Below are 25,249 nucleotides of genomic sequence, written 5' to 3'. Positions count from 1 at the left end.
GCTTTTTTCAGCTTTTTGATTTTCGCTTCATGCTTTTCAATCTTTGCTTTACGCGCTTTCAGCTCTTTTTTAAGCGCTTTAACATCGCTTTTCTTCGCCATAACTAATCTCCTTTGGTTGTTTTGCGAACACCTACTACCATAGCAAAGTGACTGACAATATCAAACTACACCTGCGCTGCCTGCCATCTAATAGTGGTAATTTTGACCAAATACTATTTTGTACAACTAAATATTAGTAAATAAATAGAGTAAGTTGACATTAAAAAATACTAACCACTTGTTTTATAAATGATTTAATGTTGGCTTGGTTGTTGCTACTCTAACCACAAATCAAGAGAACGGAACCAACCATATGTCTGTACCATTAAAAGATAGACCTCTCGAATCCGTCAGGGAAGAGGTGATTGACCAGTTAATTCTAAATTACAGCCACGGTGAGCTTTCGGCTGATGCATTCGAGAGACGATTGGATAAAGCATACGCTCTGAACGAACAAGAACAAATTGCAGCACTTAGTGCTGATTTACCGCTCAAGTCGGATGCAAGATATCACAGCGAAAAAGCCGCTCGTTTGGGTCCAAAATTTACCTCAAGCGTAGATGGTGCTGAGGCAATAAGCATTACCTCTATACTTAGTTCCAACCATCGCAGTGGCGAGTGGGTCGTACCTAAAGAGATCCACCTAAAAAACTACCTTGGCAGCTTGGAACTAGATTTTAGCAACGCAATTTTTTGTCACCCTGAAGTACATATTTATATAGATTGCATTTTAGGCAGTGACGAAATCTTTGTACCAGACACAGTCGATGTCGTCACCGATATTCGTAATATTATGGGTTCAGTAGAAAACACAAGAAATACGCTTGCATCTGCAGGACAGGTGAAACAGCGTCCACGAATTTATATTCACGGCAGAATGATTTTGGGTAGCATTGAAGTTAGTGTAAAGCGCTCGATGAAAGCGCAAATAAAGCAATTTGCCGACGGCCTTAAATCCCTATTTGGTGACGGCACGAAATCCAAAAGCTAAAGCTTAATAAAAAACCCCTTGGTTCAGGGGTTTTTTATTATCCAAATAGCAGAGTAAACTTTTTACTTCTCTACAGGAAAGCCTCTATCACGCATCAGCGCCTCAACTTCAGCGTCACGGCCTCTAAACTTGCGATACGCTTCTGCTGGATCCATTGAGTTGCGAACTGAGAATAGGTAATCCACTAAACGCTGTGCAACGTCTTTGTCGTAGAAGCCACCTGGCGCTTCAGCAAACGCTTCTGCTGCATCAGAAGTTAATACCTCAGCCCACAGGTAACCGTAGTAACCCGCAGAATAACCTTCACCTGAGAATACGTGACCAAAGTGAGTTGTACGATGACGCATCACTACCTCGTCCGGCATGCCAAGCGCACCTAACTGAGACTTTTCGAATGCAACAGGATCGCCAATCTTGTCAGGATCTGTGGTATGGAAAAGCATATCCATGATAGCCGATCCAAGGTATTCAGTCGTCGCGAAACCTTGGTTAAAGGTTGCTGACTTCTTGATTTTCTCGATTAGTGCTTTAGGCATAGGTTTGCCTGTTTTATAGTGAACCAAGTAACGATTGATCACTTCGTCCGTTGCCAACCAACGCTCCAATAGCTGAGATTGGAACTCAGTGTAGTCGCGCACACCAGAGTTTGAACTTGGGTACTTCACGTTTGATGAAAGCGCATGCAGCGCGTGACCAAACTCATGGAAATAGGTTTCTGCATCTGACCAAGAAATTAAGGTCGCTTCACCTTCAGGTGCTTTCACAAAGTTGGAGTTGTTTGAGCTAAGCACATTTGTTTTACCATCAAATGTTGTATGGCTACGATATGATATGGCCCACGCACCAGAGCGTTTACCTTTACGTGCGAACGGGTCTAAATACCAAAGGCCGATATTATCACCGGTGGTTTTGTCTGTTACTTCCCATACACGAACGTCAGGGTGGAACACTGGTACTGAGCCCTTAGGCACTTCGGTGAACTCAAAGTTAAACAAACGGCCTGCAACATAGAACATTGCTTCGCGCAGATTGTCTAGCTGTAAATAAGCTTTAACTTCGTTTGAATCCAATTGATATTTAGCTTGGCGAACCTTCTCGGCGTAGAAACGGTAATCCCATGGCTTGATGGTGATATCGGCGCCTTCTTTGTCGGCGATCGCTTGCATGTCAGCAACTTCTTCTTTCACGCGGGCAATTGCTGCTGGCCACACTTTTTTCATCAGCGCCATCGCGTTTTCAGGCTTTTTCGCCATGCGGTCTTCAAGACGCCACTGCGCGTAATTATCGTAACCCAGTAAGTTAACGCGCTCATGTCTAAGCGTTAAGATGTCAGAGATAATCGCTTTGTTGTCGTACTCACCACCGTTGTTGCCGCGGTTATAGTAGTTGTTCCATACTTTCTCGCGTAACTCACGCTCTGTTGAGTAGGTTAAAAATGGATCCATTGAAGAGCGAGAGTTTGTAATCGCATACATATCCGCCTTGCCGCGTGCTTTTGCAGCAGCCGCTGCCGATGCAACAAACGACTCGGGCAAACCTGACAACTGCGCTTTAGTGAGGTAAACCACGTAGTTTTCTTCATCTGCAAGGACGTTATTTGCAAACTTAGTATGTAGCTTTGATAGCTCAAGATTGATGTCTGCGTAACGCTTAGCGTCTTCACCTTTTAGCGTCGCACCATTGCGAGCAAAGCCGTTATAACGCATCCAAGTGATACGCTGCTCTTCAGCAGTTAACTTTTTATATTCAGCGCCTTCATATACTGCTTTTACGCGTTCAAAAAGCGCTTGGTTTTGGGTAATTTTAGAGCTGAACTCTGAAAACTTAGGCACAACTCGCGATTGGATTTCTCTAAACTCTGGGCTTGAAATGTTTGCACTCCAAAGACCATAGTAGGTAAAAACGCGATCCAAAGCGGCACCCGCTCTTTCTAGTGCAACAATGGTGTTCTCAAAAGTTGGCTTAGCTGGATTATTGGCTATTGCTTCAATTTCTTTCAAATTATCAGCCATACCAATTTCAAGCGCGGCTTCTAAATCTTCAAGCTTCATTTTGTCAAAATGAGGAACGCCTTGATAAGGACCTGAAAACTCCTGTAAAAGCACGTTATCATATTGCTTACTTTGCAGTGATTTTACTGGCTCTTGGCTTTGGTCTGCAGTGCCCGCACAACCCGCAAGGGCTAAACATACGGCTGCACTTAATAATGTGATGGAAGGTTTGAACATTTTGTTTCATCGCTTGTTGTTATCGTGGGTAAGATATTACGGATCGTCTCTAAAAGTGCAATCGCTTTGCGGGAGAAACAAGGTTCTCTGCGATGGAGCAGAAAAGCTTGAGTTCATAGTAGCTTAAAGACACTAAAACGACAGTGAGTAGAGTTTTTTCATGGGTTGTTACAATTTATCTTGAAAATTTAACTAAAATCAGCCAAGTTAGTAAAAAACTGATCTGTGAGAAAAAATGATGGAAGTTGGTATTTTTATCTATGACGGTGCGGAGTGTTTAGATTTTTGTGGCCCGTTTGAGGTATTCAACACCGCAAAGCGATTTATCGAAACGCCGATTAACGTCAGCCTTGTCGCACCAAGTCATGTTCCTGTTACCTCGCGTGGCGGTATGAGTGTAAACCCCCATTACAGTATCTATTCGCATCCAAAGTTTGATTTGCTCATCGTAGTCGGCGGACTTCATCACCAAATTTGCGGAGATCACAACGTACTTAATTGGCTTGCAGAAACAGCGAATCATACCTCTCAGTGCGCATCTGTTTGTACAGGTGTGTTTTTATATGCCGAAGCAGGCCTTATTGATGGCAAGCGAGTCACCACCCACTGGCAGGATATCGACGATTTGAGAGAGCAATATCCCTCTTTAGAAGTCGTTGAGGACGTAAGATTTATGATGGATCAGAATTTTACTAGCTCAGCGGGTATTTCGGCAGGTATAGATATGAGTTTAGAGCTGGTGAAAAAACGCTTTGGGCAATCTGTTGCAAGAAAAACCGCAACCCAAATGGATTATGACTGGCCTAGAAGTTAATAATGGTGAATAACCTCACCATTATTCAACCAAGGCCTTACTCACTTTAGCCACTGTTGATATCTACGAACTCTAGCTCACTCACGCGTTTTTTAGCAAATACGACGACTTTATCGTATTCACTTTGCGCTTGTTCCAAGTGTGATTTACACTGCCCAGCTTGGTGTTCACGCGCATAAGTTTCTATTTTATCAAGCAGATCAAAGAGTGCTTCTGCGGCTAAATCACCAGCTTGACCTTTAAGTGCATGGCTGTATTTTGCCGATGCATCGCAATTACTATTTTTGATACTCAATCTAAGCTGTTGCATTTGATTTTCAGAGTCGTTCAAGAATAAGGTGTACACCTTTTTAAGTAATTCTTCGTCCCCAGAGAGGCGCTCGAGCACGTCAGCTTCGTTTATCGGCAGGCTTATTTGCTCTTCTGCCATGCTTTCAAACGGGTGAATAAGCACAGAATCATCATCCTTAGCATGCACACCTAGCGCATCTAGCACGTCAAATAACTGTTCGACGACCACAGGTTTAGTCACAAACTCATCCATTCCTGCATTGAGACAACGTTCTTTTTCACCCGCAAGGGCGCTGGCAGTCATCGCAATAATGATCGCATCTTTATACTTATCACCACCTTGACCTTGACGGATCGCTCTTGTGGCCTGATACCCATCCATTCCTGGCATATTACAGTCCATAAAGATAGCATCAAAATCAACCTCTTGATGCTCAAATAACAGTAGCTTGTTCACAGCATCTTGACCATCAACGGCAAAGCTCACCTTAGCTCCTTGTCCTTCCAAAATACCTTTTGCCACAATCCGGTTGATTTGATTATCGTCTACCACCAAGAAGTGACAGCCCGCGACCAAGTTACCACTTAACGCGACTGTCTCACCTGACTTCTTCAAGCTAGGCTGTAATCGAATTGCCTTATTTAAGTCAAATAGCGCGACAAATTCTCCAACCCGAAGAGGTGAAGAGATATGCACTATGTTATCAGCATCGTTAATATTCTGAAGTTCATCCCCCACTAAAATAAGTTTCTCAAAATGATTTTGAGCTGATTTCACTTGAATATAATCTTGCTCATTGGTAATGATGCATATATCACTCTGCATCTCTTTCTCAAGGTACTTACCACCGCATTTAGCGATAAGCTTAGCAACAGTCTCTGACTCCAATTTGGTTTCACTGAACACAGAGACTGTTTTACCGGCCAATACTTCAGGCACGTTGGTGGGTTTAGTTTGCGCACTAGAAAACGGTAATTCAAACCAAAACTTGCTGCCTTTAAACTTTTCACTCTCAAAGTGAATATGGCCGAGCATCTTTTCGACTAACTGCTTACAAATAGAGAGTCCAAGGCCTGTGCCTCCAAACTCGTTCGAGGTATTAGCAGATTCTTGACTAAACGATTGAAATAGCTTGTTTTGATTAGCTTTTTCAATTCCAACTCCAGTGTCTTCCACAGTGACTTTAAGCCATACCGTGTCGTCTAACTGTTCGGTGGTAACGGTCAATTTCACATGACCTTTTTTAGTAAATTTAATTGCGTTACTGAGGAGGTTATAAATTATTTGTTTAACGCGCGCCGCATCACCGCACAGTTCAATATGCGCTAAACCAGTTTGGTCCAAAATATAAGTGATACCCTGTTCTTTGGCTTTCGCCGACATAGACAGCGCGACATGCTCAATGACAGAGAGCGGGTTGAACGGCTCATTATCAATGTCCAGCTTACCCGCTTCTATCTTCGACAGGTCCAGTACATCGTTAATTAACGACAAAAGCGTAGTCGAGCTCGTTTCCATCATTTCTAGGTACTTATGTTGGTGCTTAGTAACAGGCTCTTTTCTCACCAAGTTTAGTGATCCTAAAATACCATTGAGAGGCGTCCTCATTTCATGGCTGATAGTGGAAATAAATGCACTTTTCACTTCTGACGCTTTCGCTGCTTTATCCCGAGCGTCCACCAGCTCTTTGGTACGCTCCTTCACCTCTTGCTCCAGTCGTTCATTTGCACCAACTAACTGTGCTTCCGCTTCTTTTTTCACAGTGATGTCTTCAACAAATAGTGCAACCCCCTGAATGCGTCCATTTCCTGCGTAGATTGGAGACAAGCTAAGCGAAAGCCAGATGTTTTCATGGGCGTTCAAGTCTAGTTGTAATGACTTAGACTCCACCACTTCGCCCTGTAAAACCATATTGGCATAGTGAAATAAAAACTGATGCACAGCCTCTGGCAAAAACTGTGGGTTGTTACCTAAACGACTGTCATTCAGCGGCTTAAAGAAGCGCTGTGCTGACTCGTTAAAGCTGGTGAGCTTTAAGTTGCTATCAAAGCCAAGCACACCATCTGATGCACCATCTAAAATCGCCTTAAACTCTGCTCGCGTTGAATCGAGCGCACGTAAACTGCTCGTATATTGCCAAAACGCAAAAAAGACTAGAGCGAATACACCGCAGGCAATAGCAAGTAAAACATAGGTGGTTAATCGTTTTTCATTGAGGCTTTGCTGATAAACAGCAAAAGGGATAAGATTAACGAGCTTAACTTCTAAGTTGTTAAAGTTAGCCCCTTCAACCTTGCTAATGAGCGCAAGAAACTGCTCTCCCGTTGATTTTTCTTCCACCAGTTGGATTTTATTGGACCATGGCGTCACGCGATATAATGTTTGAAAGTTGATTTCGGGGTTTATATCTTTGCTGTATCGTAGCGAAAATTCAGGATGATAAATAAACGAGTCATCTGCACCTAAGAGCATCACTTTTTGCATACTTGGCGCTTGAGAGACAATTCTATCTATCATCTTTTCAGCATTGGTATTAATTACCAATATACCAAATAAGTCGTTATCTATATCGTAAGTCGGTAAAGTAAAACGTTTGGTTGGTTGAAAAGGCGTGACGACTTGTCCGTGCTCGCGATTTAAGTTGATAGTTGTGGAATAGATAGTGCGCTCTGGCAGTTGCAGTGCTTGGATAAAGTAATCACTTTCGCTCTTATCCTGTAGTTTGCTATCAGGTACAGCGATAACCTGCCCTAGCTGCCGTTCAACCCTAACCATCTCAACGCCTGTATGGGCGTCAAGTAGGCGGATTTGGTTAAGGCCATCATACGAATATAACATTGACCTAAAAATCGTACTTAGTCGTGCCCGCCAAACATCAAGCGGCGTGTTTTCTTGAGGGTCGATACCATCGTTTTTTTCCGCTCTGGCGATACCCTGAATTGGCGGGGTATCTAGCAGAAAATAAAGAAACCGGCGGTTATCGTCGATCTCTCCCAAGTAAATATTGTTTTGTGCCGAATGTACCTGCTCCAAGCGCTGATAAAAGCCCTCGTTCAGGTCACGATGGATACTGTTTTCAAAATATAAGATGGCACTCACCATCACGGCGAGCAGCAGTACAATAGCGCCCTTAGCAATATTGGAAGAAGACACATTTTCTCCTTGGACAGTGGCCTAACTGTTAGGCATAAAGACCTAAAATGCGTTTGCACTTAAGCACAAAGGGCAGCTACAAGCAAACGCATTATTAAATCTAGTCCAAATAGAAACAAAGACAAAGATTACTTACCCTGCACACGGAGGTTATTTACAACGTGATGCCTTTACGGTTATGAAAACGGTGATAATCAATGCTTGGCCCTTCTGGTACTACCTGGGTTGGATTGATCATCGTATGGCTAAAGTAGTAGTGCCTTTTAATGTGGTAAAAATCAACCGTATCTGCAATACCTTGATGTTGATATAAGTCACGCACATACGCAGAAATATTGGGGTAATCTTCGATTTGCTTAATGTTGCACTTGAAGTGACCATGGTACACGCTGTCGAAACGGATGAGAGTCGTAAATAGTCTCCAGTCGGCTTCCGTTAATTGTCCTTTCACAAGATAACGTTGCGCAGCGAGTCTTGCTTCGAGCTTATCTAGCGCGTTAAATAACGCGCTTACCGCATTGTGATAAGCATCTTGGGTTGTCGCAAATCCGGACTTATATACGCCATTGTTGATATTGTGATAAACAAATTCGTTTATTTCATCGATTTCATGCTGTAACGCCTCTGGGTAATAATCGGTGTCGTTTCCCGTTATCTGGTTAAACGCACGATTAAACATACGAATGATTTCACTCGATTCGTTGCTCACGATCTGCTCCGTTTGTTTATCCCAAAGGACTGGCACCGTGACTCGACCCGAATAATTTGGGTCGTTTTTCGTATACAGCTGATGCATAAAACTGAGCTGATACAGGCTATCACCGACTTCTGGCCGCTGACTGGTAAAGCACCAACCTTGATCTAACATATCTGGGTCTACAATCGAGACATCAATATGCGCCTCTAATTGTTTAAGCTGTCTGAAAATAAGCGTTCTATGAGCCCAAGGACACGCAAGGGAAACATACAAATGGTAACGTCCGGACTCGGCTTTAAAGCCCGCTTTACCCGTTGGCCCTGTACTGCCGTCTGCTGTTACCCAATTTCTTAGTTTTGCAGACTCACGCTCAAACTTGCCTTGGCTACTTTTTGTGTCATACCACTTATCGTGCCATTGACCGTCAATTAATAATCCCATGTAAACCTCCTATACAATATCGCCGAAGCGTCCTTGTTGATAATCTTTTACCGCTTGATGAAGCTCCTCTTGGGTATTCATCACAAATGGTCCCATATGCGCTATTTTTTCATTAATCGGCTGCCCTGCGAGGATCAAAAAGCCAACATCATCCGTAGCTAAGAGATCAAGGTTTTGGCTGGGGTCAAGCTCAAGCAGCGTTTGCTCCCCATAGTTTTCAAATCCAGCGATGCGGTTAATATTTACGCCAGCACCATCTTGTGTTGCCTGTGCTTTGTTAGTTCGGATAATTTTCATAATAGCTCTCGGGTTAACCTGAACTTGGGGTAATAAGTTCAGCGCAATTATTTAATAGTTAGCCTACCAAACCTGCGCGAGAATAAAATTAGTCAAATTTGGCTATTTCGTTCTATTACATCGAATGATTATTCCCATCTATTACAGCGCGCGGTCATACTGGTCAGAACAGTCTTTAACACTGCTCGCATCTAACAATTTTTAACAGTATTTACACAATTATCTGACAAGCTTGTGGAGCTACAATTTAACCCTTAATAGGAGCAAAGGATGAGGTCCCTAAGTTTATTGTTTGCGCTGGCACTACTTGCGGCGTGTAGTTCAACAAGTCCGGTAAGCGTAAATACGGTTGCAGGTCCCCCAACGAATCTTACGGTTGAGATCACTGATGTGACCAATACCGATGGTCAAATGCTAGTACTGCTATTTGACAACAGCGCTGACTACCACAGCGATAAAAATGTGAATGATCCAGACGCTCACTTTTTTCGCAAGCTGATTGTCACACCGCAAACTCCTACCACGACGGTCACTTTTGAAGGCGTGCCTGCAGGCCAGTATGCGATCCACGTGATCCATGACGAAGATGGTGATGGCGGCATGGATCGGATGATCTTCCCATTTACCGGCATGCCAAGTGAGCCTTATGCGCTGTCGAATAACATTCACGATAGCTTTTCAAAAGGAGATTTTGAAGAGGCTTTGTTTACTGTAAAGGCCCCTGACACTAAGATCCAACTTGCCCTCTCTACGCATTTATCAAAAATGACAGGGCTGTAATGCTGAATACTCACAGGTGTTGCAATGCCTGTGAGTTCTCTTTTTAAGTTCTGACATTTGTCATTTTATTTTCTGACAACCCTCACTCACGCTTCATCTTACAGCAGCGCATACTGCAAATAGTACAGTTCAGTAGGAGCGAAGACCGTGAGCAATGCCATTGAGTTATCAAATATCAGTTTTGCATACAACAATACTAAGCCAATATTAGCAGACCTAAACCTTACGCTTGAACAGGGTAAGGTATATTCCATTCTTGGTCCAAATGGCGCAGGAAAAACCACCCTGATCAATATAATGCTTGGCAGACTAAGACCCACATCAGGACGAGTTTCAGTTCTTGGCCATCAGCCTGAGTCTGATTTTTGTCGCCAGCGCGTGGGTGCCATGATGCAGTTAGGCGGACTACCTCTGCAAACCAAGGTGAAGGAGTTTCTGGCGTTATTTGCAAGTTACCATCAAGCCCCAATTCCATTGGAGCGGCTAATTTCCCTCTGCCAATTAGCACCATTTTTAGAACAAACTTTCGATACGTTATCTGGAGGTCAAAAGCAACGACTGTTTATGGCAATTGCACTAGCAGGCAACCCCGACATTGTTTTTTTGGATGAACCTAGTGTTGGTATGGATGTAGAGTCGAGGCAGCAACTGTGGCAGGCCGTACGGACGTTAAAACAACAAAATAAAACGGTACTCCTTACCACTCACTATCTTCACGAGGCGGAAGCATTAGCGGATGAATTGTTAGTTTTAAACGAAGGAAAATGTACCAAGCTTAACGACATACCTGAGCTTGCCAACACCTATCGTCGCTCACAAATCAAGTTCACCAGCGACCTGTCTGCAGCTGCACTGGTTAACGCACTTCCCATGATAGATCTGAATGTTAAAGGTGATCAGTTCACTATATTGACGGACGAGCCAAACCATATTTTGCAGCAGTTATTAGAGAAATTTTCTATCCGCAATTTGTATGTAGCCCCAATGAGCCTCGAAGAAGCTTATTTATCCCTAATGAATCCTAGGAGCGCTTAGCCATGATAAATACAGCATCCTTTATACTTGAAAGCAAAACTGAACTTTTGAGCACATTTAGAAGTAAGGGTTTTGTGATCCCAGCCACCCTATTTCCTTGCTTGTTTTATCTTTTCTTCGGCGTGGTGTTCAGTCATCATGACTCCCATAACTATATGTATATCAATTATTTGATTTTTGGCATGATAGGACCTGCGCTATTTTCCTTTGGCGTTAACGTCGCCCTTGAAAAGCAAAATGGTTGGCTGATACTCAAGCAGCTCTCTCCCGTTTCTCCCTATCAGTATCTGCTCGCAAAATGTGTGAGTGCGACGGCTTTTTCATTGCTCGTAGCCTGCCTAATGAGCTTGCTGGCATTATTTTCTGGCGTGTCTTTAAGTTTAGCTCAATGGTTACTCGTGATTGCCATTGCCCTACTCGGCACCTTGCCTTTGTGTATGTTAGGGCTGTTAGTTGGGCTGTCAGTATCAGCAAAAGCGGCACCTGCAGTGGTTAATTTAGTTTACCTACCACTCTCATTGCTTTCTGGCCTGTGGCTACCTATCACGCTATTTCCTGAAGCAATGCAATGGTTTGCTTGGCTGTTGCCCACTTTCCATATTTCCCAATTGGCGCTTTCGACCATTGATGCCACCTTGGGTTTTCCAGTTTACCTCCATGCGGCCGTCCTAATTACACAAACGCTAGCATTATTTTTTGTCGCACAAATTAAATTTAAAAAGGCTTAACAGGACAACCAAAAAGCGCACGGTCCCAACCCTGTGCGCTTTTATTTTGTAATTACTTAACCTGAGGTTTGGATAAGGAATGTTCCAACTCATTGTTGCTAAAGCACAACTTAGTTTTTTCCTTGTCTAGCCAGAGAGTTTTAGGGAAAACACCGCGTCCGCGTCCTGCTCTCGCTAAGGTACCTACATCCTGTAGGCAAGGCGAATTTACGCACCAATAGCTGGCTATTGGAAGTGAATTCAACGCAGTTAGCGCTAAAACTGGCTGCTAGAAAGGCATTAATTATCCGCAGCTCAGGTTACTTACTCTCTACGAGCTTACTATCGATACTGAATTTACCAGCACCTGACACGGCAAGTGCGAGAAAGCCACCAGCCATTGCAATATTTTTAAAAAACATTAAGAACTGCATTTGGTCGGCCAGATCAAAGTGAAACAGCAACGCACTGACAATACTAAACCCTGCAAATGCAATCGCTGTCAGTTGAGTATATGCCCCCGCAAGAATGAAAAGCCCTCCTATCAATTCAAAGGCTATAACCAATGGCAGCAGCTCGCTTGGTAATCCACTTGAAGCCATGTATGCAGCATTACCTTCGAAGTATTGGATTTTATTAATAGCAGCCAGTATAAAAATGGCTGACAGCCCTACTCGGCCAAATAAAGATAATACTGATGCCATTGTACTGTTCGGTTTAATGATGTTAATTAGGTTCATGATACTTTCCTCGATAAATATAGACGACATTGGATTGACTCTCGGTGATGAGCCGTTGGAAGAAAGTATACGTTCGCTTTAAAATAATTAAATTAGTAAAAATATCACACATCATTCTATTAAAAAGAATTAAAGCTATCCAAACAGATTCGCTTCCAATAGGTAGTCAATCACCGCCCGTGTTCTAGGCGGAATTTGTTTACGTGATGGATAAATGAGAGAAAACACCAGTTGCTCGCTACTTAACTCTGGACAGATCATTTGTAACTCCCCACGCTCAACTTCTTGCTTCACAGTAGAAGGCAATAATTGCGCAACTCCTAATCCTGCCACTGTCATTTGTTGTAACAGCATGGGGGAATTGCACCAATGTACTTGAGTTGGTGTAAAGTTTACGGCTTCACCACCACGATAAAACTGCGTCATCCCCGTTGATTTAGCCTGCTCTAACAGTAACCAAGGTAGCTGGTTTAGCTGTGTGTCTTTGCTTGGTAACCCATGCAATGCTATCAGTTTAGGACTTGCATAGAGCTTAAAACATTCTTGATGTAATTGCCTTGCAATCAGTGCGCTGTCTTTAGGAAAGCCAACCCTGATGGCGAGATCTATTTGGTCGTTAATAATATCGCGCTTGTCATCATCAACGATGATATTTAATTGGATCTTCGGATATCGCGCCGTGAGCTCAGAAAGTTTTGGTAACAGAAACTTATGTGCGGTGTCGTGTGTCATGGTTATTGAGACCATACCATGAGGCTCTTTGTTATCGAGCAATACCTCAACATCATCCAAAATAGCGTGCAATGAATGCGCTTGAGCCAAAATGTCACGCCCCTCTCGCGTTAGCGTGAGTTGCCTCGTGCTACGCTGCAGTAGTCGAACACCCAGCATGGTCTCTAACTGGGACACTTGTTCACTCACTCTAGAACGGCTAGTCGCGAGCTTTCGCGCAGCTTGAGCAAAGCTTCCCGCATCCACAACCGTTGCAAATATTGCTAATAGTTTTAATGCATTTAAGTCTATTGTACTCAATTTCAGAACTCACCATATCGAATTAACCCACTTATGATAACAAAAATTACCACGCATAATAGCCACATCCAATACATTCTCATTTTCAAAAGAGGTATACATCATGATCGCAATCACAGGCGCAACAGGCAAATTAGGTCAATTAGTTATCGAGTTTTTGGCACAGAAGATACCAGCCAAGCACATCGTGGCTCTTGTCAGAGATCTCGATAAAGGAAAGGCACTCACCAATTTAGGGATCACCGTAAGGCAAGCTGATTATGACAAACCGCATACACTTGATGCAGCACTTGCAGGTGTTGAAAAGCTGCTGCTGATCTCAGGCAATCAGATCGGAAGCCGCACACCTCAACACAAAGCAGTTATTGACGCCGCAGTGAAAAACCAAGTGCGCTTAATCGCCTATACCAGTATTTTGAATGTGGACAACTCACCACTGGAACTGGCTAAAGAGCACAAAGAAACAGAGGCGTATTTGAGAGCAAGCGGCGTGGCTTATAGCATGCTGAGAAATGGATGGTATAACGAGAACTACACTGATTTAGTACCTGTATTTACAGCAAATAATGCCATTACCTCAATCGCGCCGCAAGCTCAGATCAATAGCGCTGCTCGTGCAGACTACGCACTGGCTGCTGCAACCGTATTAAGTAGTTCTGGCCATGATAATTCAGTCTATGAGCTGGCTGGCGATAACGCATTTACAATTGAAGGTTTGGCACAAGCGGTGTCAAAGCATACTCAAGTTGAAGTAAAAGCAAAGTTTGTATCTGAAGAAGAATACTTGGCCTACTTGGTTGCTCTTGGCGTGCCAGCAGCGTTTGCTGCGTTATTGGTTGACGCCGAGGCACAAGCACAGCAAGGATATTTGGCAACCCAGAGTAATGCGCTCAGCCAGTTGATTGGTCGCCCGACCACAACGGTGGCCCAGTCGCTCGCAAAGAGTTAAGCGTATTTTACCGCTGATATAGTGCACAGGCTTTGCTTGTGCACTTATTTTTTACTCAACCTTACCTTCTAAGGTTGATATCAATAAGTCTCGGCTCACTAGAAAACCACAAATACTCACCACGACTAAAAAGATACCGTACATAGAGCCGATATAAACCCAGTCGCTTTGGCCAAACCAAAGGCTTGCACGAGTACCATCATTCACTAACAAGATGTTAACAAGAGACAGTGTGATCACGCTGCGAAAATAAATCGGTTTATCCATATGGCTCGCAAATGCTGCGATAATGAGGGAAAACAGGCATAAGTAGAAGCCTATAACGGAAAACGCACCAGGTTGCATACTAGGATAAAATGCGACGAGAGAAAGGAGTACAGCAGCCCAACCGGTAGTTTTGTATATCATTATCAAGTCCTTTGAAAATGTTAAAAAGTGTTTGTTATGTAAACAGGCTGGAGTATGAGGTAATACTCGTAATTACGCAACTAAATGGTGATAAATGTTGGCTGATATGACCTTTATTCCTTAGTTTTAAACCTATCAGATTGCCTTTGATTTTAAACCTAACCCTAAAGCATTAAGTGAAAGCTTAATTAGCGCGTTATCAAGATGATAGCGCAGCTGAAACTCTTGTCTTTAACTGCGGTACACTGTCTTTTTCAAACCAGTCGTGCTTTTTTAACCAGATCTGATTACGGGGGCTAGGATGAGGTAATGGCAAATGACTTTGACTGGAAAAGTCAGCATTTTTTACCATCTCAGTTACTGATGAATATTGCGTTAAGTAGTATTTTTGCGCATATTGCCCAATAAGTAGTGTCAGCGATACGTGGCTGAGTGTAGCTAGCACCTGAGAATGCCACGTGGGCGCGCAGATTTTAGGTGGTGGTAAATCTCCAGATTTCCCTTTACCAGGGTAACAAAATGCCATTGGCATAATGGCAAAGAGTTCAGGGTTATAAAACTGTATTCGACTTACACCCAGCCAGTCTCGCAATCTATCTCCACTTGGATCATTAAACGGCTGACAGGTTTGATGTGCTTTTAACCCCGGCGCTTGGCCTATAATTAAGACTTTGGCCTTATAACTGCCTTGGATGATAGGTTTTGCCCCCATGGGAAGCGTTTTATCACAAAGCTTGCACTGCCTAACACGTTCAAAAGTATCCATCTTCCCTTACTTCTTATTTTACCCAATCGCACCGAGAGTCATTATGGCATAACCACATTCAAAACCCCATTGAACCAAAAGCACTTAGTCGTTAAAACACCTCCACTCGACTTAAAACAAGTACGAATCACTATCATTTAGATGCAAATTATTGGATAATATTCTATTACGTTTTCTGTCTTTTTAAGAGGTGCTATGCCTAGTCGGGATAACACAAACAATAAGGCTATTTTGTACAGAGCTGAAGTGCTAGCACGCTTTTTCATCGCTATTTTCGGCGGCTATTACGTGACCGTTTTGGCTTCATCTTTGTTAGCTTTAACTTTACCTACTCCGCGCCTAGATGCGCTTTTATATGCATTAACAACCGGCATCGTCTTTTACGCCATCGTTTTTATTTGGGTGTTTGGATGCCGCTCTTTTAGAAAAGTATTTCTTGGCATGATCGGACTACTTTGTATTCTCTACGGCGCACTGACGCATTTTGGAGGCTCCCTGTGAGAGAGTCATTTTTCCGCAGTATGACTTGGCTACACACTTGGGTTGGTTTACTCGTTTGTTGGTTGCTGTTTTTAATCTTTTTTGCCGGTACAGCGAGTTTTTTCAGACATGAGATCAGTCTGTGGGCACAACCTGCGACACATCATCTACCTCATTACGGTAGCGCTCAACAAAATGAAACCGTTAAAAAGAGTATCGAACGGTTTCAAGATATAGCACCAAACGCAGAGTCTTGGCGTATTGAAATGCCAACGGAGCGCCGCCCAAGCCTGCTATTGATGTACTCCGAAAAGCCAGCCGAAGGGGAAAGACGTGGAAAACGTCACTCTGAGTATCTTGACCCAGTAACGCTGGAGGCACTTCCTGAGTTTAGAGAAACCAAAGGTGGTAACTTTTTCTACCGCCTACATTTTGACTTGCACTACATGAACGCAATCACCGCGCGCTGGATTGTCTGTTTTGCGACTCTGTTTATGCTGATTGCGCTTATTTCTGGCGTAGTGATCCATAAACGCATTTTCAAAGATCTATTCCAATTTAGAAACGGGAAAGGACTGAGAAGTTGGCTAGACGCCCACAATCTCTCTTCCGTAGTGGCATTACCGTTTCATATTATGATCACTTATACCGGCTTAGTGACGCTTATTTTTATGTTGCTGCCACAACCAACTGAGCAGCGCTTTGAAGATACAAAAACGCTCCGAGCCGAACGCTACCCCTTTCTTGCTGCGATCCCTGAAACAGGACAACCATTGAAGGAGCTCGCATTAAATACAGCGTTAGATCATTATTTTACTAACTCTGGTGACGCACCGCTTCGCCGCATTGTGATCTCATCGCCAGGGGATGCAAGCGCAACGATTAAGCTTTATGCCAATGCTCAACGTACTGTTCAGGATGACCCACCAAGCTGGATGTATAGCGCGGTATCAGGTGAGCTGTTAAAAACGCACAATGTGACACTGTCTGGCGCTGAAAATCTCTACGGCGGAATGATAGCACTGCACACCGGACGTTTAGCAGAGCCGCTTTTGCGTTGGTTATACTTTGTTGCTGGATTAGCGGGATGTGCCATGATTGCTACTGGTGCGGTTATGTGGGCAAAAAGACTGCGCCAAAAGCTCAAAGGTGATGACAAGCCGGGTGTAGGCCTTAGGCTTGTGGAGTCGCTCAATTTAGGCACCATTATGGGTCTACCAGCCGCAACGGCGATGTTCTTTTATGCAAACCGATTGCTTCCAATGGAATTAGCGGGACGTGCAGACAAAGAAGTTCTGGCGTTCTTTGTTACGTGGGGAATATTCACTCTGGCCGCTCTATTTAAGTCGGATAGGCTAGCGTGGCTGCTATCTGCGAAAGTAAATGCAATCATATGGGGCTTACTGCCTGTCGTAAACATGCTAACCACTGATGGCAGCCTCGTGAGCTATTTCATTAATGGTCAGTGGGTATTATTTGGTTTTGACGCGATGGCTATTGGTATCGCGTTCGGTTTCTTGGTTCAAGCCAAAAAGCTCGGCAGTACCAAAGCAGCACCAGCGACACCGCGTCGCCAAGCAAAACGCGAGGTAAACGCCTAATGGAATGGCTAACGTTTTTACTTTGCCTACTAGCATTTATGGGTTTTGCAGTAGCAAAGCCCAATCACTATAAAGAAGTATTTGGTACACGTCCAAAAGGTAACGTAACAAACCAATTAACCATTGCCAGCTGGCTCTGCCTCGGCGGCAGCTTAGCACTTGCTCTTAAAACTCAGGGGACCTACGGTAGCTTAGAGTTTATTGGTTATATGACCTTGGCAGTATTACTACTTATCGCTATCTTTGCGACCAAACCTAGTTACTTCAGATCACTATTTTACCTAGTCATTATCGCTATGCTGCTCAGTACGCTATATTGGATCATATTTTAACTAAGGCGCCACTAACGGCGCCTTTTTTAGATCACAATTTTACTAACATTCCTTTGTTAACTCTTTGAAACCACATCATTTAGCATAAAATATCAGCAATAATGACGATATACACCGCAAATTTACCAACTCAAACTAAGGTAGGTTAGTAAAATCGTGATCTAATGAGCCCAATAAGCTTAATCAGTTGGTAAAAATATGATCTGACAGTCTTGTTTTCGGACTAGCTTAGTAAAATCCTGATCTAAGCGCCAAAAGAATACTATTGGTTAGTTAAATTTTGATCCAAAAAGCGAGAAGAGTAACTCAGCTCTGCTCCGAGCTTAAGTTTTATCTTACCTTCAAGGTCTATAGCGCTCTATGCTGCGCTAAAAAGTCACGAGTCAGTTCGTTGGCTTGAGTAATTTCTTCTGGTGACATTTTTCCCTCGAGATCTCTGATTGTCCACTCAACTCTGCCAAATACGTCACTGTTACTCACCACTTCTACAAAAAAGTAAGCAAAAGCGAGAGACTTAACATAATCCTGCCCACCAGTTTGTGGATCTAAGTGTTGAAAGCCAGAGATAAGCTTTAGCATCGAATTCTCACCACCTTGAAGTGCAACCTTGTGCGCTAAGCGATACTTAGTCGCGATAAATGCTTGTCGACGCGAAACTTGTTCATCTCTTGGGACATCTTTTAACTTCAGCTCATCAACCAGCTCAACGTCGCCCAGTAGCCAAAGCAAAGACACTGCTTTATCTGAGCCCTTTTCAGCAGCTTCTATCAACATGTCAACATAAGGGCCATCGCGATCTGCGCTGCCTAAGCACACTTTAAATTTTCTATACATACTATCTATGATTTCATAGTACTCATCATTAGCATGCGCTTGTTCAGCCCAAGTGTCGAGTTCACTCTGCGTTTTAGGCACTCTTCTGCATATTCTTATTTTGTTTGCTTGCTCGTAGAGCTCATCAGAACTCTCGTGAGCATGAAGCAAAAGCGGTTGTTGAGCATTTGACTTCTCAACAAGGCGCTCTTCTTGAGGTAATACCTTGATTAAGTTTGAATTTTCACCCACGAACGGAGTAAGCTGAATACTGTTATCTTGTGTAAATAACCATGTTATAACGACTAACCCCGTAACAATAATAAAAACCAGCAACTTCTTCACGTATTTCAAACCCACTCCTGTCTTAAAACAAGTGTAACTTTAAAGCTGTAATAAAAACAATGAATTGCCCTCAGAAACTTGCTTTTGGAGTTTCAGAAATAATGAAAAGACATGCACTTATCCGCTATCAAAAGATTAGCGTGCAATTTCAATTTGAAACTACCTCTTATCAGTGCCAGTCCCCTATCTTTGCGCCTTTATCAACTCAGGGCAGGAAGTGTCCTACCCTGAATATACTTTACTCGGCTTTATTCCAGTCCAGCTGCATATCCCACACATATCGGTGCTCTGGCTCTAGAGGCTGTTGAGAATCATCGACTTGTTCAAGTACATTACGCGCTTTTACTATAGTGGCGTCACGACCGAATAGGTAACTTTGCTCTTTGACAATGGTCAAGTAGGCTTTATTCAGTGCCAGCGCACGTGGTTTTGAAGGTGTGATCAATTCATAAAGGTTTTTCGCAGACTGCACTTTTTTGCTGTTTACCGTGCCATCTTCGTTAAACCAGCGCATTAGCATCTCTTGGTTTTGCCTAAACTCATCACCGCCGCCAACACGCATCATATAGGTCAAGAACTCCCCCTGCTCTTCGCCTTTGTTAGGTACGTCTTGCATCTCTTTTAAATTGATATAACCCCAACCCAGTTTGCCTTCAACTTTACGCGCAAACGAGAAGGTTTGGTCATAGGTTGAACCAATGGTTTTGTGACAACCATTACAAAAAGCGAGCTCTTGCTCATGTTGCGGACGAAGAGCACCATTTTTGTCTTCAATATAACCGTTAATCGTCCAACCGAAGTTGTTATTGATCCCTTGGTCGCCCAAATAAAGCGTTTGTGGGTAATTTTCGAATGACTTTTCTTTCGCTTCTCTGTAGTAAGCAGCGCCGAGTGACTGCTTGGATTTAAAGTTGTGCTTTTTCATGTAGCGCACTTCTTTCATTCTTGGCGCATTAAATACTTGGCCATTATCATCCACCCCAATATACCGAACGGTGTGTAAAAACTCAGTGTCTTGTGGGTATAACTGATGAGCAAGCTTGATAGTATTGGCATCACCAAGGTAACGTTCACTGCGCAGCATGCTGGTGATCTGTGTGAGTTTGCCATCACCATTTAAATCTACGCCAATTCGCGGCTCAGAAATCACTGGCGTTGATATTTCGTCAAGCCCCTTTACAGCCATTTCAACCAAACTTAAGTTGGCAAGGTAAACGTCCTGATTATACGTTTCGCCCTTTTCTCTGAAGGCGTCAGCAAGGCGGATCATGACATCCCCAGTAGAACCATTGGTTGGCCAGAAAGTACTAGGGAAAGGTTTATAATTGAATGCCACCCAGCCACTGCCGTCTTTTGCTATACCAAGCTCATCGAAGGCTTTTTCCGGATATGCCAAGTTGTTAAGCGGGGTGATCTCACCTTTCCAGTCGGGGTTATTTTTTAGTTTTTCGATAAAGGGGCTGTAATTATCTTGGTTGACCCAGTTAGTAATATCTTGATCTGAGATACCTTTGATAAGCTCAGAACGATCTTTAAACAGATTTTTCCAATGGTTTTTAAATCCAAGATCGGAAAACTCATAGGCGCCTTGTAAATTGGCATCGCGCATCATGTTTGGTCGGTTTTTTTCATCATATGATTGATGGCAGGCATAGCAAGGGTTATTCACGCCATCCGTTTTGGTGTAACACTGAGGTGGGATCACTGATTCAGGGTTATAGACTTCATTGTGCTGCATAAATGCGGCCGCAGGAATGTCATCACCCTGTTTATAAGGTGCTGTAGTTTGCGCCGACATAAGTGCGGTATTGGTTAGCCCTTGAGTCTGTTCATCATTACAACCAAACAAGGCTACGCTCGTCAATGCCACTAGAGTTAGGCTAACGTATTTCATTTTTATGACTCCAAAATTTTGCTAAAAAAAAGCAGCGCACCATTCAGTGCACTGCTACTTGCTTAATTATTTTGCTTTAGGGTCATAAAGCCAAAGCGTATTGTTTTCTTGGAAGCCATCTTCACCAATGATGATGCGACCATCTTCCATTACGATTACGTTATCAGGCTGCGAAAGCTGATTAACGTCACAACGCTCAGCGCCAGTTAATGACGAGCGGTAAGTTGCACCCATAACAACCGGCTCAATACGAGTTAGATTATAGTTGTTATCGATATGTGCACGGTATACACCGCCACAATCTTTAACACGCGCAGAAAGCTGCATGTCACCTTCGCCATCAATCATGGTGTTGTCGATATCCGAGATACCGATATACATATAGGCTTTATCTACCACTTCACCGACAACTACATCTTGACCAGTTACTGCCTCAAGTACGCGGTTATGGTTGATGCTTAAGCCTTCAAGTTTACGCCATTCAGCCGTAGCGCCTTTTTGGCGTGCAGCCTGACGAGACTCAAGGAAGATAGCGCGGTTGTCCATCGCTTTACCTGCCGTTACTTTACCGCCACCGTTTGCAACAGTTGGATAAGTTGCAGCGCCTTCTGCCCACGCTTTTACATCAGCAACAGACAAATAGCTTGTTTGACCTTCAACATAGTCAGTCTCATTGATGCCGTCGTATTCGGCCACCCAAGTTTCAATCTGTGCATTACTGCCGCTACCAAGCTCAACCCAGCTAATGTCAAAGCCAGTTACAGCCGGATCGGTAAGGCCTGCATCTTGAGTTAGCTTTGCTGCGTATAGGGTACCTGCACTTAAGTCTTCTGGTTGATCTGCAACAAATTTAAATAGTACGCCACCGGTATCATCTTGTGATGAATAGACAGTACGACGATCAGGCATTACAACTGAGTTTTCATGCTCATAACGGCCAATTGTAAAGTGTTTTACAACATCAGGTGTTTCGGTTGTAGGATTTTTGATTTCTGCAATGTAACCGTAGCGATAAGGGTTAGGGAAATCAGGTGCCATTAACGCTTCCATTGTGTCATTACCTGTTTCAGCAGGGTTATTCCACTGTGGATCTTGTGTTGAATCAACTTCAGACCAGACAATCCATTCTTCCGAAGTCAGCGGTGTGCCCCAAGGTGATACTGAACCAAAGCAGTTAGCAGCAGTGCCTTTAACACCGTCAAAGTCTACCATCATGGCTTCTTCGATTGACCATTTACCCGTTGTCGCTTTACTCATTTTCAAACGACTGACACCACCAGGGTACGCTTCCCAGTTTGTGAATAGGTAACCTGTGTTTGCATCGACTGGAATATAACCATTGAAATCAGGGTTATCATTTTTAATGATTTCTTCACCAGTTGAGATGCTGTAATGTACACCCAAACCACCTGCTAACCCCTTAGTGCCAAGGTTTGCGAATGTATCACCTGTTTGGCCTAGAATTTGATATTGACCAATTGCAGAAATCACGGTTTGTTGTTCCATGGTCGAAGCAGGAACTGGCGCGCTTGGGATATTTGCAGGTAAATTATTAAAGTTCACACCGGTTAGTACACCAACAGTACCCGTATTGAATGGCTTGCTATTGAACTTATCAGTAGCTGTGTTGGTATCATTTGGGTGCTGAACATTGAAGAACAAGTCACCCCCTTCAGAAAGAAATAGACCAGTTACTTCAGCACCAGCAGGGACGGTTGCGATGCGAACAAGGCCTGGTACGCTGTAACTACCATCGCGACCATTTTGGCCGTCTTGTCCATTTTGACCGTCCTGGCCGTCAGTACCATTTTGTCCATTTGTGCCGTTTGTACCATTTGAGCCATGAGTACCGTTTGCACCATCTTGGCCAGCAGTGCCCTGCTCACCTTGAGGACCCGCAGGACCTTGTGCTCCATCGTCACCATCACAGGCTGTAAGTGCCATTGCAACTGCCGCTGCAATAAGAGAATATGCTACACGCTTCATGAGTTACTCCAGTTCCTAAGTATTATTTTTTGTAAAGCGTGCAACAGTGTGAAGTGTTCCTGTTACAGTTGACTGAATGATTTATTAACCATTTCCTACAGGAATAAGACACTTAGGCTCAACTCACATACAGCCTCCCTTCTGTTAGTAAGTTTAAATACCGATAAAAGGAACTTTAATGTAAAGGGGGTTTACACTATTCTTTTTGAACGGGTTCGTGTCTCATATAGATAAGTTCATTGGTGTTAAAACCATATTGTTCTGACATGGTTTTAAACTGATTCATTACGGTATCGGGCACTTTAGGTGCTCTAGAAAGCAACCAAAGGTAATCACGGTTGTAGCTGGTAACAAATGCATACTGGTAATCTTCATCTAACTCGAATACCACATAACTGCCATAAAATGGACCAAAAAATGACACTTTCAAATGCGCTATTTCATCATTTGCAACAAACTTAGCTTTGCCAACCGCTTCTTTCCACTCTCCTTCCTCTGTTACATATCCCTTATTTACGACTTTAATTGAACCATCAGGATTTTGGCTATACGTTGCCGTGACGTTCTGCATTCCCCTTTCAAATGAATGATCTAATCGCGCGATTTCATACCAAGTGCCCGTATAGCGCTCAACATTAAAGTCTTTAACTGGTTTAATGCCCTCAGGTAGCCCTGTGCATGCTGAAATTACAAGCACTAAAATCACCGTAAAAAATAACTGTGGTACTTTCATATAAGTTCTCCATATTCCATCTTGATGTCATACGTAGTAACCAAGCACTAAGATTAACGATAGGTTCGATTTTTACCTAGTAAAAGCAAAATTTAATTCAAACCCTTACCATGCCAATTTCACCTTATTTATTTTAAACTTACGTGTAAATGAATAGATCGCAGCAAAGTATGATGAATACAGCACAGAGCAAAAAAATACTAACTCATGGTTTGGGTGTAGCAACGGGTAAAATTGCGTTTTATATTGAACATCCACCACGCATAGAACCTTATAATAATTTAATACAAGTCAGTGCGTTAGCGAGTGGGGAGATCGAACATATTAATGCGCATTGTGGCAATGGTTGGCGGAAAATCTTCAATGTTTTTGCCAAGTTTTTATTTGCTGCAAGACTGTCAGATCACGATATTACTAACTATTCAACTTGGCAGTCATATCGTGATAGCGCATTACTTCAAGCTTCAAGTCAAGAAGCCCTGCTCTTCTCAACGCCTGATTTTTCAGCAAAAACATACGATTGGCATATTATTGCAGGACGCACCTACGCGAAATCATTACTCAGAGATCAGGTTTTTACTAACAATCTAATTTGGCTGGATGATGAGTTCGCCGTTGACTATAACTTGCGTCTTATTATTTCGCCATTTTTGGATTATCGCCAACTTAGTAATATAAAAATCAATAAGTTAGTGGAAACAATAAGACAAGGTTAGATATTAGGCGGCAACTAAACTGTATGCCAATTTGTGAAGAGATCAAATTTTTACTAAGTAAAATACTGATCTACCTTCCGTATCATAGTCATTGAGATCAGAGTTTTACTAACTTTTTAGAAGTAAATGACGTGAGGTTTAGATAGAACGCGGTGACGTCAGTGGCAGAGCAGCAATTGACTTGGTATAGATCACTATTTTACTAACTTAATACAAGCTACTTTGAAAAAGTAAGAAAGGAAAAGCCACACCCGAATATGGTCTGGCTTATTTATCCGAAGCTCAGGTTATTTAGATAAAAACTACTGTTTATCTACCACAAAGCCTGCAAATCCAAGGGCTTTAAAGAAAGGTTTAGCAATGCCAAAACCTGCGGTGTCTAGCAGTTCAGCAAGGCGCATTTTATCCACGGGATAAAACTCATGCTCTAAATTCACCCTCATGCGCTGCTCGCCAACATCAGTCAGGCCAAGTTGTTTGCAAACGATTAACTGCGCTTCACGTTCAAAACTTGTCGCAGGTTTTTCTAAGTCGGCAATAAAAAGACGTCCATCCGACTTTAGCTGTTCACTCATTTGTTTAAACAAGCTTGCTTTATCGCCGTTATCTTTTACAAAGTGCATTACCAGCAAGCATAGTACTGCATCCGCTTGGTAGGCCTGTGGTGAAATCGCGCCATGATGGATCTGCACACGCTCCTGTAGGCCTAACTTAGTAAAATGCTGATCTGCAATTGCCAACATATCAGCAGATACATCTTGCGCTATAAACCGCCAACTCGGGTTTAGCTGAGCAAGCTCTACAATTTCTTTGCCTGTCCCTGCACCCACAACCAAAATGGTTGCGCTATCTGGGTAAAGTGCTAACAGTTGCGCCCCGGTAAGTTGGTGAATTAACGCATAACCTGGCACCAGTTTTGTGATCCTAGAGTCGTAGTTTTGGGCTTCTTCGCCCGTAAAAGTCGGCATCCAAATTTCC

At 43.1% G+C, this 25,249-nt stretch carries 23 protein-coding genes; 10 read left to right on the top strand and 13 right to left on the bottom strand.

The annotated features are described in order from the left end of the window. The first annotated feature begins 354 nt into the window (after positions 1-354). Positions 355-1,032 (top strand): LiaF domain-containing protein, encoded by a 678-nt coding sequence (locus MHN30_RS18805; RefSeq protein ID WP_239360729.1) that lies wholly within the window; start codon positions 355-357, stop codon positions 1,030-1,032. Between the two features lie 62 nt (positions 1,033-1,094). Here the strand turns inward: MHN30_RS18805 and MHN30_RS18800 are convergent, their stop codons facing one another. Then, positions 1,095-3,260: a M3 family metallopeptidase gene (locus MHN30_RS18800; RefSeq protein ID WP_130165642.1), complete on the bottom strand. Its 2,166-nt coding sequence runs from the start codon at positions 3,258-3,260 to the stop codon at positions 1,095-1,097. A 235-nt stretch (positions 3,261-3,495) separates the two neighbouring features. Here MHN30_RS18800 and MHN30_RS18795 point away from each other — a divergent pair, with 235 nt between their 5' ends. Continuing rightward, a complete protein-coding gene (locus MHN30_RS18795; protein WP_239360727.1) occupies positions 3,496-4,074 on the top strand; it encodes a DJ-1/PfpI family protein in 579 nt (192 codons plus the stop codon). 46 nt (positions 4,075-4,120) lie between these two features. On the opposite strand, the gene MHN30_RS18790 is transcribed toward MHN30_RS18795, so the two are convergent. The 3 genes from MHN30_RS18790 to MHN30_RS18780 form a co-directional block, all read right to left on the bottom strand. Further along, positions 4,121-7,519, bottom strand: coding sequence for an ATP-binding protein (locus MHN30_RS18790; protein WP_239360725.1), 3,399 nt, complete (start codon positions 7,517-7,519; stop codon positions 4,121-4,123). 154 nt (positions 7,520-7,673) lie between these two features. After that, on the bottom strand, positions 7,674-8,657 hold the full coding sequence (locus tag MHN30_RS18785) for a glutathione S-transferase family protein (RefSeq protein WP_239360724.1): 984 nt from the start codon (positions 8,655-8,657) through the stop codon (positions 7,674-7,676). 9 nt (positions 8,658-8,666) lie between these two features. Beyond that, positions 8,667-8,954 carry a pirin-like C-terminal cupin domain-containing protein gene (locus MHN30_RS18780; protein ID WP_239360723.1) on the bottom strand — a complete coding sequence of 96 codons (288 nt, stop codon included), beginning with the start codon at positions 8,952-8,954 and terminating at the stop codon, positions 8,667-8,669. Between the two features lie 270 nt (positions 8,955-9,224). Between MHN30_RS18780 and MHN30_RS18775 the strand changes: the two genes are divergently transcribed. From MHN30_RS18775 to MHN30_RS18765, 3 genes are all read left to right on the top strand, one after another. Further along, positions 9,225-9,734, top strand: a complete 510-nt coding sequence (locus MHN30_RS18775) for a DUF2141 domain-containing protein (RefSeq protein ID WP_010376030.1) — start codon at positions 9,225-9,227, stop codon at positions 9,732-9,734. A gap of 147 nt (positions 9,735-9,881) precedes the next feature. Continuing rightward, positions 9,882-10,769 carry an ABC transporter ATP-binding protein gene (locus tag MHN30_RS18770; RefSeq protein WP_239360722.1) on the top strand — a complete coding sequence of 296 codons (888 nt, stop codon included), beginning with the start codon at positions 9,882-9,884 and terminating at the stop codon, positions 10,767-10,769. A gap of 2 nt (positions 10,770-10,771) precedes the next feature. Then, a complete protein-coding gene (locus MHN30_RS18765) occupies positions 10,772-11,497 on the top strand; it encodes an ABC transporter permease (protein ID WP_039495447.1) in 726 nt (241 codons plus the stop codon). 299 nt (positions 11,498-11,796) lie between these two features. Here the strand turns inward: MHN30_RS18765 and MHN30_RS18760 are convergent, their stop codons facing one another. Beyond that, positions 11,797-12,216: a DoxX family protein gene (locus MHN30_RS18760; RefSeq protein ID WP_130165637.1), complete on the bottom strand. Its 420-nt coding sequence runs from the start codon at positions 12,214-12,216 to the stop codon at positions 11,797-11,799. Positions 12,217-12,351: 135 nt separating this feature from the next. Beyond that, a complete protein-coding gene (locus MHN30_RS18755) occupies positions 12,352-13,248 on the bottom strand; it encodes a LysR family transcriptional regulator (RefSeq protein ID WP_010605606.1) in 897 nt (298 codons plus the stop codon). Positions 13,249-13,351: 103 nt separating this feature from the next. Between MHN30_RS18755 and MHN30_RS18750 the strand changes: the two genes are divergently transcribed. Continuing rightward, complete coding sequence (locus MHN30_RS18750; protein WP_130165636.1) at positions 13,352-14,197, top strand: SDR family oxidoreductase; 846 nt, start codon at positions 13,352-13,354, stop codon at positions 14,195-14,197. A gap of 51 nt (positions 14,198-14,248) precedes the next feature. Here MHN30_RS18750 and MHN30_RS18745 read toward each other — a convergent pair whose 3' ends face one another. Next, positions 14,249-14,605: a hypothetical protein gene (locus MHN30_RS18745; RefSeq protein WP_010605604.1), complete on the bottom strand. Its 357-nt coding sequence runs from the start codon at positions 14,603-14,605 to the stop codon at positions 14,249-14,251. Positions 14,606-14,804: 199 nt separating this feature from the next. Continuing rightward, positions 14,805-15,371, bottom strand: a complete 567-nt coding sequence (locus MHN30_RS18740; RefSeq protein WP_130165635.1) for a uracil-DNA glycosylase family protein — start codon at positions 15,369-15,371, stop codon at positions 14,805-14,807. Positions 15,372-15,566: 195 nt separating this feature from the next. On the opposite strand from MHN30_RS18740, the gene MHN30_RS18735 reads away from it, so the two are divergent. From MHN30_RS18735 to MHN30_RS18725, 3 genes are read left to right on the top strand one after another with little or no spacing between them, the layout of a single operon-like run. Beyond that, entirely contained in the window at positions 15,567-15,872 is a 306-nt protein-coding gene (locus MHN30_RS18735) for a hypothetical protein (protein ID WP_010376045.1), read from the top strand. Next, positions 15,869-17,452, top strand: a complete 1,584-nt coding sequence (locus tag MHN30_RS18730) for a PepSY-associated TM helix domain-containing protein (RefSeq protein ID WP_130165634.1) — start codon at positions 15,869-15,871, stop codon at positions 17,450-17,452. Before MHN30_RS18735 ends, MHN30_RS18730 begins: the two co-directional genes overlap by 4 nt. Further along, entirely contained in the window at positions 17,452-17,784 is a 333-nt protein-coding gene (locus tag MHN30_RS18725) for a DUF3325 domain-containing protein (RefSeq protein WP_130165633.1), read from the top strand. The genes MHN30_RS18730 and MHN30_RS18725 overlap by 1 nt, the downstream gene beginning before the upstream one ends. A 348-nt stretch (positions 17,785-18,132) precedes the next feature. Here MHN30_RS18725 and MHN30_RS18720 read toward each other — a convergent pair whose 3' ends face one another. The 4 genes from MHN30_RS18720 to MHN30_RS18705 form a co-directional block, all read right to left on the bottom strand. Then, entirely contained in the window at positions 18,133-18,951 is an 819-nt protein-coding gene (locus MHN30_RS18720; protein ID WP_130165632.1) for a hypothetical protein, read from the bottom strand. 229 nt (positions 18,952-19,180) lie between these two features. Continuing rightward, the gene (locus tag MHN30_RS18715; protein ID WP_239360721.1) at positions 19,181-20,836 is read right to left on the bottom strand and encodes a hypothetical protein; all 1,656 of its coding nucleotides are present in this window, start codon (positions 20,834-20,836) and stop codon (positions 19,181-19,183) included. A gap of 66 nt (positions 20,837-20,902) precedes the next feature. Continuing rightward, positions 20,903-22,822, bottom strand: a complete 1,920-nt coding sequence (locus MHN30_RS18710) for an alkaline phosphatase PhoX (protein WP_239360720.1) — start codon at positions 22,820-22,822, stop codon at positions 20,903-20,905. A gap of 196 nt (positions 22,823-23,018) precedes the next feature. Continuing rightward, positions 23,019-23,555 carry a lipocalin family protein gene (locus tag MHN30_RS18705; protein WP_130165629.1) on the bottom strand — a complete coding sequence of 179 codons (537 nt, stop codon included), beginning with the start codon at positions 23,553-23,555 and terminating at the stop codon, positions 23,019-23,021. Between the two features lie 173 nt (positions 23,556-23,728). On the opposite strand from MHN30_RS18705, the gene MHN30_RS18700 reads away from it, so the two are divergent. After that, on the top strand, positions 23,729-24,271 hold the full coding sequence (locus tag MHN30_RS18700) for a hypothetical protein (protein ID WP_239360746.1): 543 nt from the start codon (positions 23,729-23,731) through the stop codon (positions 24,269-24,271). Positions 24,272-24,573: 302 nt separating this feature from the next. Here MHN30_RS18700 and MHN30_RS18695 read toward each other — a convergent pair whose 3' ends face one another. Further along, a complete protein-coding gene (locus MHN30_RS18695) occupies positions 24,574-25,239 on the bottom strand; it encodes a class I SAM-dependent methyltransferase (protein WP_069021006.1) in 666 nt (221 codons plus the stop codon). Between the last annotated feature and the right edge of the window lie 10 nt (positions 25,240-25,249).

Source organism: Pseudoalteromonas sp. OF7H-1 (assembly GCF_022347825.1).
GTDB lineage: Bacteria > Pseudomonadota > Gammaproteobacteria > Enterobacterales > Alteromonadaceae > Pseudoalteromonas > Pseudoalteromonas maricaloris.
Note: the sequence above shows the minus strand (reverse complement) of the source record. Positions and strands in the feature narration are given on the sequence as shown.

What these genes read in the sequence shown, in the direction of transcription:
- MHN30_RS18740 (WP_130165635.1), bottom strand. Translation starts at nt 15,371, where the DNA reads ATGGATACTTTTGAACGTGTTAGGCAGTGCAAGCTTTGTGATAAAACG.
- MHN30_RS18765 (WP_039495447.1), top strand. Translation starts at nt 10,772, where the DNA reads ATGATAAATACAGCATCCTTTATACTTGAAAGCAAAACTGAACTTTTG.
- MHN30_RS18775 (WP_010376030.1), top strand. Translation starts at nt 9,225, where the DNA reads ATGAGGTCCCTAAGTTTATTGTTTGCGCTGGCACTACTTGCGGCGTGT.
- MHN30_RS18700 (WP_239360746.1), top strand. Translation starts at nt 23,729, where the DNA reads ATGAATACAGCACAGAGCAAAAAAATACTAACTCATGGTTTGGGTGTA.
- MHN30_RS18695 (WP_069021006.1), bottom strand. Translation starts at nt 25,239, where the DNA reads ATGCCGACTTTTACGGGCGAAGAAGCCCAAAACTACGACTCTAGGATC.
- MHN30_RS18705 (WP_130165629.1), bottom strand. Translation starts at nt 23,555, where the DNA reads ATGAAAGTACCACAGTTATTTTTTACGGTGATTTTAGTGCTTGTAATT.
- MHN30_RS18795 (WP_239360727.1), top strand. Translation starts at nt 3,496, where the DNA reads ATGATGGAAGTTGGTATTTTTATCTATGACGGTGCGGAGTGTTTAGAT.
- MHN30_RS18745 (WP_010605604.1), bottom strand. Translation starts at nt 14,605, where the DNA reads ATGATATACAAAACTACCGGTTGGGCTGCTGTACTCCTTTCTCTCGTC.
- MHN30_RS18800 (WP_130165642.1), bottom strand. Translation starts at nt 3,260, where the DNA reads ATGTTCAAACCTTCCATCACATTATTAAGTGCAGCCGTATGTTTAGCC.
- MHN30_RS18750 (WP_130165636.1), top strand. Translation starts at nt 13,352, where the DNA reads ATGATCGCAATCACAGGCGCAACAGGCAAATTAGGTCAATTAGTTATC.
- MHN30_RS18735 (WP_010376045.1), top strand. Translation starts at nt 15,567, where the DNA reads ATGCCTAGTCGGGATAACACAAACAATAAGGCTATTTTGTACAGAGCT.
- MHN30_RS18760 (WP_130165637.1), bottom strand. Translation starts at nt 12,216, where the DNA reads ATGAACCTAATTAACATCATTAAACCGAACAGTACAATGGCATCAGTA.
- MHN30_RS18780 (WP_239360723.1), bottom strand. Translation starts at nt 8,954, where the DNA reads ATGAAAATTATCCGAACTAACAAAGCACAGGCAACACAAGATGGTGCT.
- MHN30_RS18805 (WP_239360729.1), top strand. Translation starts at nt 355, where the DNA reads ATGTCTGTACCATTAAAAGATAGACCTCTCGAATCCGTCAGGGAAGAG.
- MHN30_RS18785 (WP_239360724.1), bottom strand. Translation starts at nt 8,657, where the DNA reads ATGGGATTATTAATTGACGGTCAATGGCACGATAAGTGGTATGACACA.
- MHN30_RS18725 (WP_130165633.1), top strand. Translation starts at nt 17,452, where the DNA reads ATGGAATGGCTAACGTTTTTACTTTGCCTACTAGCATTTATGGGTTTT.
- MHN30_RS18715 (WP_239360721.1), bottom strand. Translation starts at nt 20,836, where the DNA reads ATGAAATACGTTAGCCTAACTCTAGTGGCATTGACGAGCGTAGCCTTG.
- MHN30_RS18710 (WP_239360720.1), bottom strand. Translation starts at nt 22,822, where the DNA reads ATGAAGCGTGTAGCATATTCTCTTATTGCAGCGGCAGTTGCAATGGCA.